The 15616-nt window shown below is 71.7% G+C and carries 14 protein-coding genes and 1 pseudogene; 13 read left to right on the forward strand and 2 right to left on the reverse strand.

Features of this window, described 5'->3' with window-relative positions:
* Window positions 1-119 precede the first annotated feature (119 nt).
* The 8 genes from egtA (at window position 120) to C7C45_RS30970 (ending at window position 6347) form a co-directional block, all read left to right on the forward strand.
* On the forward strand, window positions 120-1355 hold the full coding sequence (egtA, locus tag C7C45_RS30935; protein ID WP_110568103.1) for an ergothioneine biosynthesis glutamate--cysteine ligase EgtA: 1236 nt from the start codon (window positions 120-122) through the stop codon (window positions 1353-1355).
* A 117-nt stretch (window positions 1356-1472) separates the two neighbouring features.
* A complete protein-coding gene (gene egtB / locus C7C45_RS30940; RefSeq protein WP_110568105.1) occupies window positions 1473-2810 on the forward strand; it encodes an ergothioneine biosynthesis protein EgtB in 1338 nt (445 codons plus the stop codon).
* A gap of 40 nt (window positions 2811-2850) precedes the next feature.
* Complete coding sequence (egtC, locus tag C7C45_RS30945) at window positions 2851-3597, forward strand: ergothioneine biosynthesis protein EgtC (protein ID WP_110568107.1); 747 nt, start codon at window positions 2851-2853, stop codon at window positions 3595-3597.
* Window positions 3598-3645: 48 nt separating this feature from the next.
* Window positions 3646-4617: an L-histidine N(alpha)-methyltransferase gene (gene egtD, locus C7C45_RS30950; RefSeq protein WP_110568109.1), complete on the forward strand. Its 972-nt coding sequence runs from the start codon at window positions 3646-3648 to the stop codon at window positions 4615-4617.
* 217 nt (window positions 4618-4834) lie between these two features.
* Entirely contained in the window at window positions 4835-5422 is a 588-nt protein-coding gene (locus tag C7C45_RS30955; protein ID WP_110568111.1) for a TMEM165/GDT1 family protein, read from the forward strand.
* Between the two features lie 39 nt (window positions 5423-5461).
* Window positions 5462-5824: a DUF1622 domain-containing protein gene (locus C7C45_RS30960; protein WP_110568113.1), complete on the forward strand. Its 363-nt coding sequence runs from the start codon at window positions 5462-5464 to the stop codon at window positions 5822-5824.
* Window positions 5821-6153, forward strand: a complete 333-nt coding sequence (locus C7C45_RS30965; RefSeq protein WP_146247457.1) for a hypothetical protein — start codon at window positions 5821-5823, stop codon at window positions 6151-6153. The genes C7C45_RS30960 and C7C45_RS30965 overlap by 4 nt, the downstream gene beginning before the upstream one ends.
* On the forward strand, window positions 6150-6347 hold the full coding sequence (locus C7C45_RS30970) for a hypothetical protein (RefSeq protein WP_110568117.1): 198 nt from the start codon (window positions 6150-6152) through the stop codon (window positions 6345-6347). The genes C7C45_RS30965 and C7C45_RS30970 overlap by 4 nt, the downstream gene beginning before the upstream one ends.
* Window positions 6348-6455: 108 nt before the next feature.
* Here C7C45_RS30970 and nhaA read toward each other — a convergent pair whose 3' ends face one another.
* Window positions 6456-7811: a Na+/H+ antiporter NhaA gene (gene nhaA / locus C7C45_RS30975; RefSeq protein ID WP_110568119.1), complete on the reverse strand. Its 1356-nt coding sequence runs from the start codon at window positions 7809-7811 to the stop codon at window positions 6456-6458.
* Window positions 7812-8134: 323 nt separating this feature from the next.
* On the opposite strand from nhaA, the gene C7C45_RS30980 reads away from it, so the two are divergent.
* On the forward strand, window positions 8135-9598 hold the full coding sequence (locus tag C7C45_RS30980) for a tyrosine-protein kinase domain-containing protein (protein WP_110568121.1): 1464 nt from the start codon (window positions 8135-8137) through the stop codon (window positions 9596-9598).
* Here C7C45_RS30980 and C7C45_RS30985 read toward each other — a convergent pair.
* Window positions 9579-10133, reverse strand: coding sequence for an arsenate reductase/protein-tyrosine-phosphatase family protein (locus C7C45_RS30985; protein ID WP_110568123.1), 555 nt, complete (start codon window positions 10131-10133; stop codon window positions 9579-9581). The two genes, C7C45_RS30980 and C7C45_RS30985, sit on opposite strands and share 20 nt — an antisense overlap.
* 168 nt (window positions 10134-10301) lie before the next feature.
* Here C7C45_RS30985 and C7C45_RS30990 point away from each other — a divergent pair, with 168 nt between their 5' ends.
* The 4 genes and pseudogenes from C7C45_RS30990 to C7C45_RS31005 form a co-directional block, all read left to right on the forward strand.
* Entirely contained in the window at window positions 10302-11549 is a 1248-nt protein-coding gene (locus tag C7C45_RS30990) for a glycosyltransferase family 4 protein (RefSeq protein WP_110568125.1), read from the forward strand.
* Between the two features lie 97 nt (window positions 11550-11646).
* Complete coding sequence (locus C7C45_RS30995; RefSeq protein ID WP_110568127.1) at window positions 11647-13431, forward strand: DUF4012 domain-containing protein; 1785 nt, start codon at window positions 11647-11649, stop codon at window positions 13429-13431.
* Window positions 13432-13444: 13 nt separating this feature from the next.
* A complete protein-coding gene (locus C7C45_RS31000) occupies window positions 13445-14074 on the forward strand; it encodes a hypothetical protein (RefSeq protein ID WP_110568129.1) in 630 nt (209 codons plus the stop codon).
* 1234 nt (window positions 14075-15308) lie between these two features.
* A pseudogene (locus C7C45_RS31005) lies at window positions 15309-15616 on the forward strand (hypothetical protein); the annotation flags it as partial.

Genomic DNA, 15616 nt, shown 5'->3' on the forward strand with positions numbered 1-15616 from the left:
GGAAATTCGTCTGTTAGACAGGGGTTGGTGGCGTCGTGGACGCCCCCGACGATGTCGGTGGGCCGGTTTACGGTGGCACAGTGTCCCGGAGTCGGCAGACGGAGAGGGGGCCCCGACCGTTGGTGACGTCACCCGAGCTGGACCGCGGCGGCATTCTGCGCGAGTCCGCAGCAGCAGGCCGGCACCTCGCCCGGATCTGCTTCAAGACCGGCCCACCGACACTCACCGGCGTCGAATTGGAATGGACCGTGCACGACGCCGCCGATCCCGCCCGCCCCGTCGACCCGGCGCGGCTGCGGGCGGCGCTGGGGCGGCACAGCCCCGCCACGCTTGATGCCACCAGCCCGGCCGAGCCGCTGCGACACGGCGGCGTGGTGACCCTGGAGCCGGGTGGCCAGTTGGAGATCTCCACCCCGCCCCGTCCCTCGGTCGCCGCGTTGATCCAGGCCACCGAGGCCGACATTGCCCAGGTCACCGACCTGCTGGCCGCCGTCGGGCTGATCCTCGGCCGCAGCGGCATCGACCCACACCGACGGCCCCGCCCGGTGTTGGAAACTCCCCGCTACCGCGCGATGCGCGGCGCCTTCGACCGGCATGGTCCTGCCGGCCGCACAATGATGTACAGCACCGCCGGCCTGCAGGTCTGCCTCGACGCCGGCGAGCCGGACCAGGTCGCGGCACGCTGGGCGGCCGCCCACGCGGTCGGACCGCCGCTGCTCGCGGTGTTCGCCTCGGCGAGCCGGCACGCGGGGCGGCGCACCGGATGGGCCTCCGCGCGGATGGCCACCTGGTTGGCCATCGATCCGGCCCGCACCCGCCCGGTGTGGACGCCCGGCGGTGCCGATGAGGACCCGACAGCCAGCTGGATCCGGTATGTGCTCGCCGCGCCGCTGCTCTGCCTGCGCCGGCAGGGCCCCGACTGGGCCCCGCCCCCGGACGTGACGTTCGCCGACTGGCTCGATGGCGCCCTGCCCCGCCCACCCACCACCGACGACCTCGACTACCACGTCAGCACCCTCTTTCCGCCCGTGCGGCCACGTGGCTACCTGGAACTGCGCTACCTGGACGCCCAACCCGACCGGGACTGGCGGCTTCCGCTGGCGGTGCTGGCCGCCCTGTTCACCGACCCGGGCACGGTGCGCGGGGCGTACACGATCGCCGCGCCGGTGGCGCACCGCTGGTCGGTCGCCGCCCGCCACGGCCTCGCCGACCCGGCGTTGGCCGCCGCCGGGGCGGCGCTGCTCGACCTGGCCCTGACCACGCTGGCCCGGCTGGACCTGCCGGCCAGCGTTTACGACGAGATCCACCGAGGCGTACGACGGCGGCTGGCCGCCGCGGAGCGGCGGCCACGATGAGCGTGCGGAGTGAGCCGGGGTTGCGAGCCCCGCAGTCGCGAACGGAAGGGTGGCGCGGTGAGCGCGAGGAGTGAGCCGGGGTTGCGAGCCCCGCAGTCGCGAACGGAAGGGGAAGCAGTGACCGCGAGTACGACGGGACGTGTCGACGGGGAGCAGTTGCGTGAGCGGATCGCGGTGGAGTTGGCCCGGGCCCGCTCCCGCACCCTGCTGCTGACCGAGGTGGTCGACGACGTCGACCTGATGCGCCAGCACTCACCGCTGATGTCGCCGCTGGTCTGGGACCTTGCCCACGTGGGCAACCAGGAGGAGCTCTGGTTGGTCCGCGACGTCGGGGGCCGCGAGCCGGTCCGGTGTGACATCGACGAGCTGTACGACGCGTTCAAGCAGCCGCGACGGGATCGCCCGGCGTTGCCGCTGCTGCCGCCCGCCGAGGCGCGCGCGTACCTGGGCACCGTGCGGGACAAGGTGCACGACCTGCTCGACGCGGTGGCTTTCACCGAGCGGCCGCTGGTCGCCGACGGGTTCGCCTTCGGCATGATCGTGCAACACGAGCAGCAGCACGACGAGACGATGCTCGCCACCCACCAACTGCGCTCGGGGTCGGCGGTGCTGCATGCCCCGCCGCCGCCCGAGGCGTCCGTTCGGGTCGGTGGGGAGGTGCTGGTGCCGGCTGGCGATTTCACGATGGGCACCGACACCGACCCGTGGGCTCTGGACAACGAACGTCCCGCACACCGCGTCGACCTGCCGGCGTACGTCATCGACGCCGCCCCGGTCACCAATGGTCAGTACGCCGCCTTCATCGCTGACGGCGGCTACACCGATCAGCGCTGGTGGAGCCCGGCCGGTTGGGCGCATCGGCTCCGGGAGCAGCTCAGCGCGCCGATGCACTGGCGCCGGGACGGCGACGAGTGGTCGTACCGGCGCTTCGGCCAGTGGAGTCGGGTCCGCGCCGACGAGCCGGTGGTGCACGTGTGCTGGTACGAGGCGCAGGCGTACGCGGCGTGGGCCGGTAAGCGGCTGCCGACCGAGGCGGAGTGGGAGAAGGCGGCCCGTTGGGATCCGGCGACCGGGCGGTCCCGCCGTTACCCCTGGGGCGATGACGACCCGACCGAGGCCCACGCCAACCTCGACCAACGCCATCTGTGGCCGGGGCCGGTGGGCGCGTACCCGGCTGGTGCCTCGCCGTTGGGCGTGCACCAGCTCATCGGTGACGTGTGGGAGTGGACGTCGAGCACGTTCACGGGGCATCCCGGCTTCACCGCGTTCCCCTACCGGGAATACTCGGAGGTCTTCTTCGGCGAGGACTACCGGGTGTTGCGCGGTGGCTCGTTCGGCACCGACCGTTCGGCCTGCCGGGGCACCTTCCGCAACTGGGACTATCCGATCCGCCGGCAGATCTTCAGCGGTTTCCGCTGCGCCCGCGACGCCCGACCGGAGGAGTCGTACCGGTGAGTCACCGCATGTCCGGTGGCCCGGCGGGCGAGGTGCGCTGATGTGTCGCCACCTGGCCTACCTGGGGCCGCCGGTCACTCTGGCCGAGGTTCTGTTCGACCCCGCGCACTCGTTGGTGCGGCAGTCGTGGGCGCCCCGCGACATGCGCGGCGGCGGCACCATCAACGCCGACGGGTTCGGCGTCGGCTGGTACCCGGGCGACGGTGAGCCGGTGCGGTACCGGCGGGCGCAGCCGATCTGGAGTGACCCGACCATCGCTCAGCTCGCGGCGGTGACCCGCACCGGCGCGCTGCTCGCGGCGGTGCGTTCGGCCACCGTCGGGATGGCGGTGCTCGACGGCGCCGCCGCGCCCTTCGCCGAGGGGCGGTGGCTGTTCAGCCACAACGGGGTGGTCCGCGGCTGGCCGGACGCCGTGGTGCCGCTCGCCGCCGACCTGCCGGTGCGTGACCTGCTCACGCTGGACGCCGCCACCGACTCGGCGTTGCTCTGGGCCCTGGTGCGTCATCGGCTGCGCGCTGGTGAGGACCCGGCCGAGGCGGTCGGGCGGACGGTGGTCGAGGTGGCCGCGGCGGCCCCCGGGTCACGGCTCAACCTGCTGCTCACCGATGGGCGTCGGGCGGTGGCCAGCGTGGCCGGGCACGCCCTGTCGGTACGCGAGGCGCCGGGTTCGGTGCTGCTCGCCTCCGAGCCGCACGACGACGATCCCGGGTGGCGGGCGGTGCCGGAGGGGCATCTGGTCACCGCCACCGTGGGCGAGGTGCTGGTACGTCCACTGCCGATCCGGTGAGCGCACCGGTCGGGCACGCAACGGTTGATCGAGTAGAGAGGCGAACCGATGACGGCGGAACCGCTGGAGATCTACCTCGAAGAGGGTGACCTGGAGCGCGGCCTGCGCGACGATGTCCGGGCCGGGCTGAGCGCCGGGCAGAAGTGGCTGCCGCCGAAGTGGTTCTACGACGCCCGGGGCAGCGAGTTGTTCGAGGAGATCACCCGACTTCCGGAGTACTACCCGACGCGGGCGGAGCGGGCCGTGCTGGCCGAGCACGCTCCCGACATCGCCGCGCTGACCGGGGCCAAGACCTTGATCGAGTTGGGCTCTGGCTCGTCGGACAAGACTCGGCTGCTGCTGGACGCGTTCGCCCGTCAGGGTGGGCTGGGCACGTTCGTCCCGCTCGACGTGTCGGTGAGCGCGCTGCGGGGGTCCACCGCCCAGATCGCCGCCGACTATCCGAGTCTGCGGGTGCGGGGCATCGTGGGTGACTTCACCCGGCAACTGGACCGGCTGCCCACCGGCGGCCGTCGGTTGGTGGTGTTCCTCGGTGGCACCATCGGCAACCTGCTCCCCGCCGAGCGGGCCGAGTTCCTGACGGCGATGCGCGCCGCGCTGGAGGTTGGTGACTGGCTGTTGCTCGGCACCGACCTGGTGAAGGACCCGGAGGTGATCGTGCCCGCGTACGACGACGCCGCCGGGGTCACCGCCGAGTTCAACCGCAATGTGCTGCACGTGATCAATCGGGAGTTGGGCGCGGACTTCGACCCGGGAGCGTTCGAGCACGTCGCTCTCTGGGACCCGGCCCAGGAGTGGATCGAGATGCGGTTGCGGGCGTCCCGGCCGATGCGGGTGCAGGTGCGGACGCTGGGCGTGACCGTCGACTTCGCCGCGGGGGAGGAGCTCCGCACCGAGGTCTCGGCGAAGTTCCACCCGGAGGGGATCGCCGCGGAGCTGACCGCGGCCGGCTTCGGCACGACGAAGTTCTGGACCGACGCGGACGGGCTCTTCGGGGTCACGCTGGCCCGGGCGAGGTGAGCGTGTCCACCCCACTCCCGACCGGGCCGGCGGTGATCGGTTAGGCTGGTCGGGCGAAGGGGAGTAGCCCCCAATGTCGTGGTCGACATACTGGTGCGTTCCGCATCCGGCCACGCGGCCCCGGTTCCCGGGGCGGGCGAGACCTTCGACTCAGGCTGTTGCAGCCGGGTCGAGGGCGCCCCTGTACCTCCTCCCGGCATCGAACGGGAAGGACGTCATGGAGGGATTTTTCGCCGCGCTGGTCATCAGCTTCGGTGTCATTTTCGTCGCCGAGCTGGGGGACAAGTCCCAGTTGATGGCGTTGACCTTCGCCACGCGGTTCAAGCCGATCCCGGTGCTGATCGGGATCACCGTCGCCACCGCGGTGGTGCACCTGGCGTCGGTCGCCATCGGTGTGGGTCTTGGTGCGGTGCTGCCCACCGACTGGATCTCCCTGGTGGCCGGCGTGGCGTTCCTCGGGTTCGGTGCGTGGACCCTGCGCGGGGACAAGCTCACCGAGGAGGAGAAGAGCAAGGCGGAGAGGACCAGCAAGACCGCGATCGTGGCGGTGTCGGTGGCGTTCTTCCTGGCCGAGTTGGGCGACAAGACGATGCTCGCCACCATCACGCTCGCCACCAAGTACGGCTGGTTCGGCACCTGGCTCGGTTCCACCATCGGCATGGTCGCGGCGGACGCGTTGGCCATCCTGGTCGGCCGGATGCTCGGTCGCCGGCTGCCGGAGAAGGCCATCAGGTACGGCGCCGCGATCCTGTTCGCCATCTCCGGCCTCTGGCTGATCCTGGAGGCGGTCAACGAGCTGACCTGAGTGTCGACTAGCTGCACCGAGGGCGGGTAACGGCCCGGGGTGGAGCCGGCCGAGCTGTTGCGACACGGCGACCAGGTGCTGGTTGCCGTTGTGGAGGTGGCCGGCGCTCTGGTGATCTTCGTCGGCGCGGTCTGGGCGGCGGTGCGGTTCGTGGTCGAGGGGCTACGACACCGCACCGCCGCGGTCTTCACCCCGATCCGGCTCTCGCTGGGCCGGTTTCTGACCCTCGGTCTCGAATTCCAGTTGGCGGCCGACGTGCTGCGGACCGCGGTGTCCCCGTCGTTCAACCAGATCGGTCAACTCGCGGCGATCGCCACGATCCGGACGGCACTGAACTACTTCCTGGGCCGGGAGATCGGCCACGAGCAGCGGCAGGTGGCCGAGCGGGAGCGCCGGACGTGATGGGCACCCTGGCCGCGGTGGTCACCGCGCTGGCCCTGGTCGTCGGTGTGGTCACGGCGCTCACCACCGTGGCGCTCCGGGCCGCCGTCCGGGTACTGCTGGACCTGCTGACCGCGGCCGGCCTGCTCCGGCTCGCCGGCGACCCGGGCTGGAACGGACTGGCCGGCGCGGCGGCGATCATCGCCCTGCGTCAGCTGCTCGGGGCGGCATTGAACACCCGGCCGCCGTGGTCCGGGCGACAATCCTCGGCGCGCTGCGCGGTCGACGATCAGCACCTACCGTTGGCGTGGAGAGGCGAAACCGGGAAAAGCGGGAGGATGACCACATGAGCCGGCACGACGAACCGAACGAGTACGGCTTCTCCGGCGACCCCACCGCCCCCGAACCGCCGCCTCGCGGAAAGCCCGACGAGCAGGATCGTGCCGAGGCGGTGGCGGTGCCGGGCGACGACCTCACCGCACCGGCGGCCGAGGCGCTGGTCGAGGAGACCGAGGACCTGCCGCCCGCCGAGCGCCGCCACTGACCGGAGCCGTCCGCCGCGCCGCGGGCCGCATCCCGGCCGCGCCGCCCGCCCGCTGTCCGACCCGCGTGGCCGTGCCGCTCAGCGGTCTTCCGACCGGCGCGGTCGCGCTCAGCGGTCGGCGGGCCGCTGGTAGACGTCGGGTACGCCGTCGCCGTCGGCGTCCAGCAGTTCCCGCTCCGCCACCTGGCGGTACGCGGTGTTGCGGCGGACGAGCACCGTGGCGGCCAGCCCGGCGGAGATGACCGACCCGAACAGCACCGCCACCTTGACCCGGTCGTCGGCCGTGCTGCCCGTGCCGAAGGCCAGGTCGCCGATGAGCAGCGACACGGTGAACCCGACGCCGGCCAGCAGGGCGATCCCGCGCAGGTCCGACCAGGTGATGTCCTCGTCCAACTCGGCGCGGGTGAATCGGGCCAGCAGGTACGTCGAGCCGAAGATGCCGATGCTCTTGCCGAGCACCAGTCCGGCGACGATGGCGATCACCACCGGGTCGGTCAGCAGGGCGCCCAGGTCGGTGCCGCGCAGGGTGACCCCGGCGGCGAACAGCGCGAAGATCGGCACCGCGATGCCGGCCGACACCGGCCGCCAGCGGTGCTCCAGGTGCGCGGCCAACCCGCCCTCGTCCGCCCTCGTACCGCCGGTGGCCGGCTGACCGCCACCCCCCGCCGGTCGGCGGGCCAGCACCGGGACGGTGAAGCCGAGCAGCACCCCGGCCACCGTGGCGTGCACACCGGAGGCGTGCACGAGTGCCCAGGCGGCGATCGCGAGTGGGATCAGCGCCCACCACCAGGTACGCCCGCGCTGCACCAGCACCGCGAAGAGCCCGATCGGCGCGAGCGCCGCGAGCAGCGCAACGGGATGGAAGTCGGCGGTGTAGAAGACCGCGATGATGGTGATGGCGAACAGGTCGTCGACCACGGCGAGGGTGAGCAGGAACGCGCGTAGGCCCTGGGGTAGGTGCGAGCTGACCAGCGCGAGCACGGCGAGCGCGAAGGCGATGTCGGTGGCGGTCGGAATGGCCCAGCCGCGCAGCCCTTCGCCGCCGGCGCTCACGACGACCGCCACGTAGATCAGCGCCGGCAGCAGCATGCCGCCGAGGGCGGCCACCACGGGCAGCGCCGCCCTGCGCGGGTCACGCAGCTCACCGGCGACGAATTCCCGCTTGAGCTCCAGGCCCACCACGAAGAAGAAGATGGCCAGCAGGCCGTCCGCCGCCCAGGTGGCCACGTCGAGGTCGAGGTGCCAGGGGGCGCCGCCGGGCCAGGGCACCCAGCGGCCGAGCTCGGTGTACGAGTCGGACCAGGGCGAGTTGGCCCAGATCAGCGCGATCACGGCACCGATCAGCAGCAACGCGCCGCCGACGGTCTCGGTGCGCAGGACGTCGGCCAGGTGCCGGGCCTCGGGCCAGGTCGATCGCGAGAACAGTCGAGCCTTCGCTCGCCGCTCGGGCTGGGGGGAGGTCATCTGCGGTGCTCACCTCGGGAATCAGGACGGCAGGAATCCACTCGCCGACCAGACTTCCCGGCACACCGTCACGGACCTTATCCGGGTTCGTGCGCGGCGGCGACCGCGGGGCTGGTCGGTCGCCGACTTTTTCCCGGGTCTCGCCGCTGCCGAATGCCCGTTTGTCCGGTTGGTTATGCGGGCGCATTTAACGGAGCCAGAAAGTACCTAACTCCGGACATAAGCCGCATGAGCCGCTTTAATGGTTTCACGAGTTGGCAGACGACCTTGGGGGTTTTCGTGAAGTTTTTTGGCGTAACCGGACCGACACGGAGGCGCTCCTGATGGAACTGCTCCGCCATTTGCGCCATGTGCGCCGGCACTGGTGGGTCGTGCTGGTCACGGTCATGGTGCTCCTGGGCGTCTCGGCGTTCCTGACCGTACGGGCCCAACCCCGGTACGTCGCCACGGTGACCTTCTTCGTCACCACCCCCAACTCGGGCGTCAGCGACGCCTACCAGGGTGGGCTCTTCCTTCAACAGCGCGTCAAGTCGTACGCCGACCTGCTCACCAGCGACCGGCTGGCGCAGAGCGTGGTGGCCGAAACGCCGGTCGGCCTCACCGCGGACGAGGTGCGCAGCCGGGTCACCACCTCCACCGAGACCGGCACCGTCCTGCTGCGCGCATCGGTCAACGACACCGATCAGACCCGCGCGCTGCGGGTGACGGAAAGCCTCGCCACGAAGTTCGTCGAGCTGGTGGAGAAGGTCGAGACGACCCCGGAGGGCAAGGCCCCCCTCAAGATCGAGGTGGTCAGCGGCCCACGGGTCAGCGCCAACCCCGTCTCGCCGCAGCCGACGCGCAACCTCACCCTCGGCGGCCTGATCGGCCTGGTGCTCGGCGTCGGCCTGGCGATCCTGCGCGGCGTCGCCGACGTTCGGCTGCGAGACGCCGCCGGCCTGCAGCGGGCCACCGGCAGTCCGCTCCTCGGCGAGATCCCCTTCGAGAGCGGCGCCCGCGCCAAGCCACTGATCATCGGCGACGCCGCCACCTCGGCGCGCGCCGAGGCGGTCCGCAAGCTGCGGACGAACCTGCGCTTCGTGGACGTCCACGAGCCGGCCCGGGTCATCGCCGTGACCAGCGCGCTGCAGGGCGAGGGCAAGACCACGCTCTCCTGCAACCTGGCCATCGCGCTGGCCGAGGCGGGGTGGCGCGTCCTGCTCGTCGACGCCGACCTGCGCCGCCCGAAGGTCGACGAGTACCTGGGCCTGGACGCCGGTGTCGGCCTCACCGACGTGCTCGTCGGTGACGTGAAGGTCGGCGACGTCGTGCAGCGCTGGGGCGACAAGTCGATGCTGGTGCTACCGAGCGGATCCGCCCCGCCGAACCCGAGCGAGCTGCTCGGCTCCAAGGCGATGTCGGACCTGCTGCTGGCGCTGCGGGAGTCGGCGGACATCGTGATCATCGACACCGCACCGCTGCTCGCGGTGACCGACGGCGTGGTCGTGGCCGTGCAGGCCGACGGCGCGCTGCTGGTGACCCAGCAGGGCCGTACCTCGCGCAGTCAGGTGGCCGCGGCGGCCCGCTCACTGCACTCGGTCTCGGTCCGGCTCCTCGGCTGTGTGCTGAACATGGCCAAGGTCGCCAAGGCCGAGGCGTACCAGTACGAGGCATACCGGGTGGTCACCTCAATTTCCAAGGGCTCGGTGCCGTCCGAGCGGGCGGCGGCCGGCCGGCACAGCGGGACCACCACCGGGGTCAACGGCGTCGCCGACCACACCCAGGAACTCACCCGGCTGCCCCGATGAGCGCGGCGAGGGGTCGCAGCGACCGTTCGATCTCCTCGGCGCAGCGTCGGAAGTCGGCGGCGGTGCCGCCGATCGGGTCCCGAAGGTCGTCCTCGTCCGGGGCGGCGGGTTGCAGCCGTCCCCGGGCCTGGGCGGCGGCGGCGACCGCCGCCCGCAACGGGTCGTCGGCCGACTCGGCGGGCGGCTCCGCCGCCGCCGCCAGCCGGCCGAACTGGTGCAGGGTGAACGTCCGGTGCAGGGCGCTCGGTGCCAGCGCGGTACAGACCGAGCGCTGGCGCCGCGTCGCGGTCAGCACGAGCGTCGCATCGACCAGGTACTCGGGCCGCAACCCTCGGGTCCGGAACGACGCCGCGTCCGCGCCGCTCTCGGCCACGACCTCCAGGGCGTACGGATGCATGCCCAGCCCGTCCATCGCGTCGGTGCCGGCGCTGGCCACGGTGACCGGCCGGTCGGCCAGCAGCCGGCGGGCCAGATGCTCGGCCATCGGCGACCGGCACAGGTTGGCGTGGCAGACGAACAACACGCGATCAGCCATCGGTGCCCCTCTCATCGGTGCGGACGCGGGCGACCGCACCGCGAGGACGGTGCGTCGGTGCCGGCGGCCGCGCAGGGAGGGGTTGACGGCATCGTACGCGCGCCGTCCGCCCATCGGTCAGGGTGCCGCGCCGGCCGATCTCGATCCGCAGTGGACGGGGGCGTACCAGTGAAGATCGGCATCCTGTCCTACCACTTTCCGCCCGAGCCCGCCTTCATCCCCGGCAGCCTCGCCGAGGAGTTGGCCGCGCGGGGGCACGAGGTTCGGGTGCTCACCGGATTTCCGGACTACCCCGGCGGCCACGTCTATCCCGGCTGGCGGCAGCGTTGGCACCACGAGACGCACAGCGAACGGCTGACCGTCCGACGGGTGCCCCGCTACCCCGGGGGCGCCACGTCCACCGGCGCCCGGATGGCCAGCTACCTCTCGTTCGCCGGCAGCGCGACGATGGCCGCGCGCCGGTACTTCAGCGGCGTGGACGCGCTGTACGTCTTCCAGCTTCCAGCCACGACGTTCGCCGCCGCCGGGGTGCTCCGGCTGCTCGGGCAGGTGCCCGCGGTGCTGCACGTCCAGGACGTCTGGGCCCGGGACGGCACCGACGAGGCGGGCGAGGGGCGCTGGGTGGCGCGGATGGGCGGCGCGATGACCCGGATCTACCGGGCTGCCGCGCGGATCGCCGTCGCCGCGCCGTCGATGCGGGATCTGGTTGTCGCCGCCGGGGCCGACCCGGCCCGGGTCCGTCTGGTGCTGAACTGGACCGACGAGCGGATCTTCTACCCGGCGACGCCCGGCGCGGCGGCCCGCCAGTTGGTCCGCCGCGACGGTCGGTGCGTGGTGATGCACGCCGGCACCATCGGCCCACGGCAGGGGCTGGAGACCGCGGTCCGAGCGGCGGCGGCCCTGGATCGGACGATGGATCTGGTCCTGGTCGGTTCGGGCGCGGCCGAGCGGCGGGTGCGGGGGCTCGCCGCCGAGTTGGGGGCGGACAACGTCCGCTTCGTGGAACGCCGGTCGCCTGTCGACATGCCCGAGCTGTACGCCGCCGCCGACTATCAGCTGATCATGTTGCGCGACCTTCCGGAGCTGCGGGGCATGGTGCCCGGCAAACTCCAGGCCGCGCTCTCCTGTGCCGCCCCGGTGGTGGCGTCGGCCGGCGGGGACACGACCGAACTGGTCGAACGAGCCAGGGCAGGGCTGTCCTGCCCACCGGGGGACTGGGCCGCGCTGGCCGACCGGTTCTGGTTGGCCGCCACCATTCCTCCGCCGACCCGTACCGAGATGGGCCGCCGGGGGCGGGCGGCGTACCTGCGGGAGATGTCGCTGCCCGCCGGGGTGGACCGGATCGAGCGGCTGCTGCAGGAGGCGGCGGGGCGGGTGGCAGAGCCGGCGGCTGAACCGCGAAGGAAACTCGCTTAAAGGACGCTAGGCGCAATAACGGTACGAAGTTCCCTGACACGTGCTAAGAACGTCAGGGAATCGACCTTCTGTCCGGTTCCGTGAACGGGAGTGTGGTGTGACGGAGAGCGAACGACCGACCCGGCGACGGAGCCGGTCCCGACGTCGTCGGCGTGCCCGACTGCGACGGGCCCTTCTGGGCGCCCTGGTGGTCGGCTCGCTGCTGCTGGCGACCGGCGGGTGGATCGGCTTCCGCGGCTGGCAAGCGCGTGCTCACCTGCTCAACGCCGCCGGCCTGGCCCGGGAGTTGAGCGCCCAGGTGGTCGGCGGGGACACCGACCGCGCCCTGCGGACGCTCGCCGCACTGCAGGAGCAGTCCGGTGCGGCCCGGGCGGCGACCGCCGATCCAAGTTGGCGGTTCGGCCGGCGTACGCCGATCGCCGGCGACGATCTCGACGCCGTCCGCCGGATCGCCGTCGCCATCGACGAACTGGCCCGGCAGGCGTTCCCGACTCTGCTTCGGACGGATCTGACCAGCCTGGTGCCGGCCGGCGGTCGGGTGAATCTCACTCGGCTCACCGCTGTCTCCGCCGAGCTGACCCAGGTGGACGAGTCGGTGCAGCGGACGCGCAAGGACCTGGCGGCGGTGCCGGCCGACAGTCTCGTCAGCCAGATTCGGCAGGCGTTGACCGACCTGCGCGCCGAGATTGACCGGCTGGCCAGCCTGACCGCGGCCGCCGACCAGGGGGCCCGCCTGCTGCCGCCGCTGCTCGGCGCGAACGGACCGCGACGGTACCTGCTGGTCTCGCAGAACCTGGCCGAGCTGCGCGCCACCGGAGGCATGTTCGGCGCGTACGCGATGCTGGAGGCGGAGAACGGCGCGGTGAAGATGGGCAAGCAGGGCAGCAGTGCCTCGCTCGGCCGGTTCACCCCGGCGCTGAAGGTGCCCGGCGAGATCCGGGCGATCTGGACCGACCTGCCCGGCATCTATCCCGCCGACGTCAATCTGTCCCCGCACTTCCCGAGCGCCGCCGCGCTGTACCGCGAGATGTTCCGCCGCTCAACGGGCACCACCGTCGACGGCGTCCTCGCCGTCGACCCGGTGGTGCTGTCCTACCTGCTCAAAGCGACCGGTCCGGTGCTGGTGCCCGGTGGTGTCCCGCTGGCGAGCGACAAGGTCGTGCAGACGCTGCTCAACGACAGCTACCAGCGGCTCAACGTCAAGCAGCAGGACGACTTCTTCGCGGCGTCGGCCGCTTCGGTGTTCGACGCGTTCTTCAAGAAGAATGTCAACCCGCGAGTGTTGTTGTCCGCATTCGACCGTGCTATCACCGAACGTCGCATATTGTTCTGGAGTGCCCGACCTGAGGAACAGCGGACATTCGGCGAGAGCCGGATGGCCGGGACGCTTCCGGAACAGGACACCGTGCCAACTGTCGGCGTGTTCCTCAACGACGGCAGCGGCGCGAAGCTCGGCTACTACCTGCGGCCGACGGCGAACCTGACAGTCGGCGAATGCCGGCCCGACGGTCGCCGCGAGCTCCGGCTGCGGGTGACCATCCGCTCGACGGCGCCGAAGTCCGGACTTAGCGAATCCGTCCTCGGCCTCGGTCTGGCTGGTGACCCGTACACCGCTCGCACCTTGGTGTCGATCTTCAGCCCCGCTGGTGGCGCGGTGGTCGAGGCCCGGCTCAACGGGGTCGAGACGGCGCTTGGCAGCGGCACCGAACGCCGCCGGCACGTGGCGACCACCAGCGTCGACGTCGGCCCCGGCGCCGAGAAGGTGCTGGAGGCCACCGTCCTGACGGCCAAGACCGGCGTCGGGCAGGCCGAGCTGTGGCTCACCCCCACCGCCAACCCCTGGACCACCCAAGTTCATTCCGCACCAAGCTGTGACCAGTAGGAGGGAACCAATCATGCGGCTATCCCGCATCATCATGGCGCTCACGGTCGGCCTGGCCGTGGTGGCCGTGCCGACGGCAGCGGGGGCGGCACAGCCGCAGCCGGCGCCCAGCGCGACGACCGACCCGCCCCAGCCGCCGCCGTACACGCCGGCCAACCCGTCGCTCACCGTCAACCGGCCGACGATCTTCATCGGTGAGACCGTCATCCTGACCGGCACCGGCTTCGGTCCGAACGAGACTGTCGACATCGTGGTGACGGTGGCCCCGTTCGCTGCTCCGGCCGGCGGTCAGGCTCCCGCTCGCCGTAGCGACGGCAGCACCGTGGCCATGGCCCCGGTGGCCTACCAGGCCAGCGCGCCACTGAACTTCACTGTGGAAACCAACGCCCAGGGTGGCTTCACCAAGCACTACAAGCCGTCGGTGACGGGTCTGCTGACCTTCACCGCCACCGGCCGGGAGTCCGGCCGTACCGCCAGCACGGAACTGCGGGTGCTGCACAAGAAGCAGCCGCTGCCCGTCACCGGTGACAGCATCGGTACACCCATGAAGCTCGGCGGTGGCCTGGTCGGCGCCGGAGCGGTCATGCTGCTGCTGACCCTGGCCTGGCGTCGCCGCCAGCGCCTCGGTGGCGCTGCGCACTAACACCACTGGGCAGTGCCCGGATCGCACAGAAGCTGGCGCCCGTCGGAACACTCCGACGGGCGCCAGCCTGTCTTGTCCGGTTTCCGCCCGCATCTCCAAGCGGACCCCCTCCCGTCACCGACCCCAGCCCGATCCACCAGGCTGCGCCGAATCACCCGGGCCCTGGAGCTGATGGGTGAGCTTGTGCCGACCGACTCCCACCTGAACTCAGCGCGGAAGCATGCACCCACCCGGCAGCCGCGTACGGCGTCGAGGTGGCGGTCCACGCCGGAGGGGGCGGCAAGCCTGGTGTGGCGTCGAGGTGGCGGTCCGGGCTGGAGGGGGCGGCGAGGGCCGGGTCTGACCAGCGAGGCGCGGCGCGTGATCGACTCCAGATCGGCGACGTTGCGGTCTTCCGGGGCGCGGTTTACCGCAACGCGTGGGGCACTCAGGCCCCGGAGGGGTTTATGTCCGCCTTTGGTGCACCGCCGTGAGGCGCGGTGATCATGATCGACACGAGGTCGCCGATGTGGGGGTTTCGCGCGCCGTGGATGCCCCCAGATCGGCGATGTGGAGTGGATCATCCCCGAGAGTGCAGGCCGAGGTCCGACACGGCACCCCCGCTGGGGCGACGTGTCCGTTATGGGGGTCTTTGCCCTGTGGTCGGTGGCACCCGTGGCCCGGAATCATGGCCGGGCCGGGGTCGTTACACACCCTGACGATCGCAGCACCACCGGCCGGCCCCGTGCGTTGGGGTGCTGGTCGCGGGGTTGGAATGCCGACCCCCACCGGGTCGTTGTGATCCCCACGATCGACCGCCCGGCCGCCGCCTCGACGAGGTGCTGATGGACGGGCCACCCCCGGAATGACCCCGGCCCCCGGGTCGTTACACACAGACCCGGAGCCCACAAGCCCCCGCAGGTGAGCGCCGCACCGGGCACCACAAGCCCTCCGTTCGTGAGTCGCCCCGGGAATCGCCCCGGCCCCCGGGTCGTTACACACCGACCCGCCGCCACAAGCCCCCGCTCGTGGCCCACCCCGGGGAATGACCCCGGACCGCGGGTCGTTACACCTGGACCCCGGCGCCACAAGCCCCCGCTTGCAGGCCGCCGCCCCCGGCGCACGAGCCCCCCGCTTGTAGGCGCCGACCCCTTTCAGACTTTTCCCCGTTAGTGCAGCGCCCGGACGAGGTGCTCACACCGGCACGCCTTCCCCCTGGTGTGTGGGTGTCCTTACCCCCGAAGGAGCTACCCCCATGAACACGATCATGCGTAAGAGTGTCCTGTCCGTTGCTGGTCTCGCGTTCGCCGGTGGTGTCTTCGCCGGTCCGATCGCCGCCCACGCCAACCCGGCCGACGCCAAGCCCGCCGCCGTCGCGGTGCAGGCTGACAAGCCGGACACCGCCAAGCTGATCCCGCACGGCACCCAGGGCGACCAGTCCCACATCACCCTCAACGACGAGCAGATCGGCAACGCCAAGGCGATCATCGCCGCCACGAAGAAGGCCGGCCTGCCCGAGCGGGCCGCGGTCATCTCCATCGCCACGAGCCTGCAGGAGTCGAA

Source organism: Micromonospora arborensis (assembly GCF_003205615.1).
GTDB classification, from domain to species: domain Bacteria; phylum Actinomycetota; class Actinomycetes; order Mycobacteriales; family Micromonosporaceae; genus Micromonospora; species Micromonospora arborensis.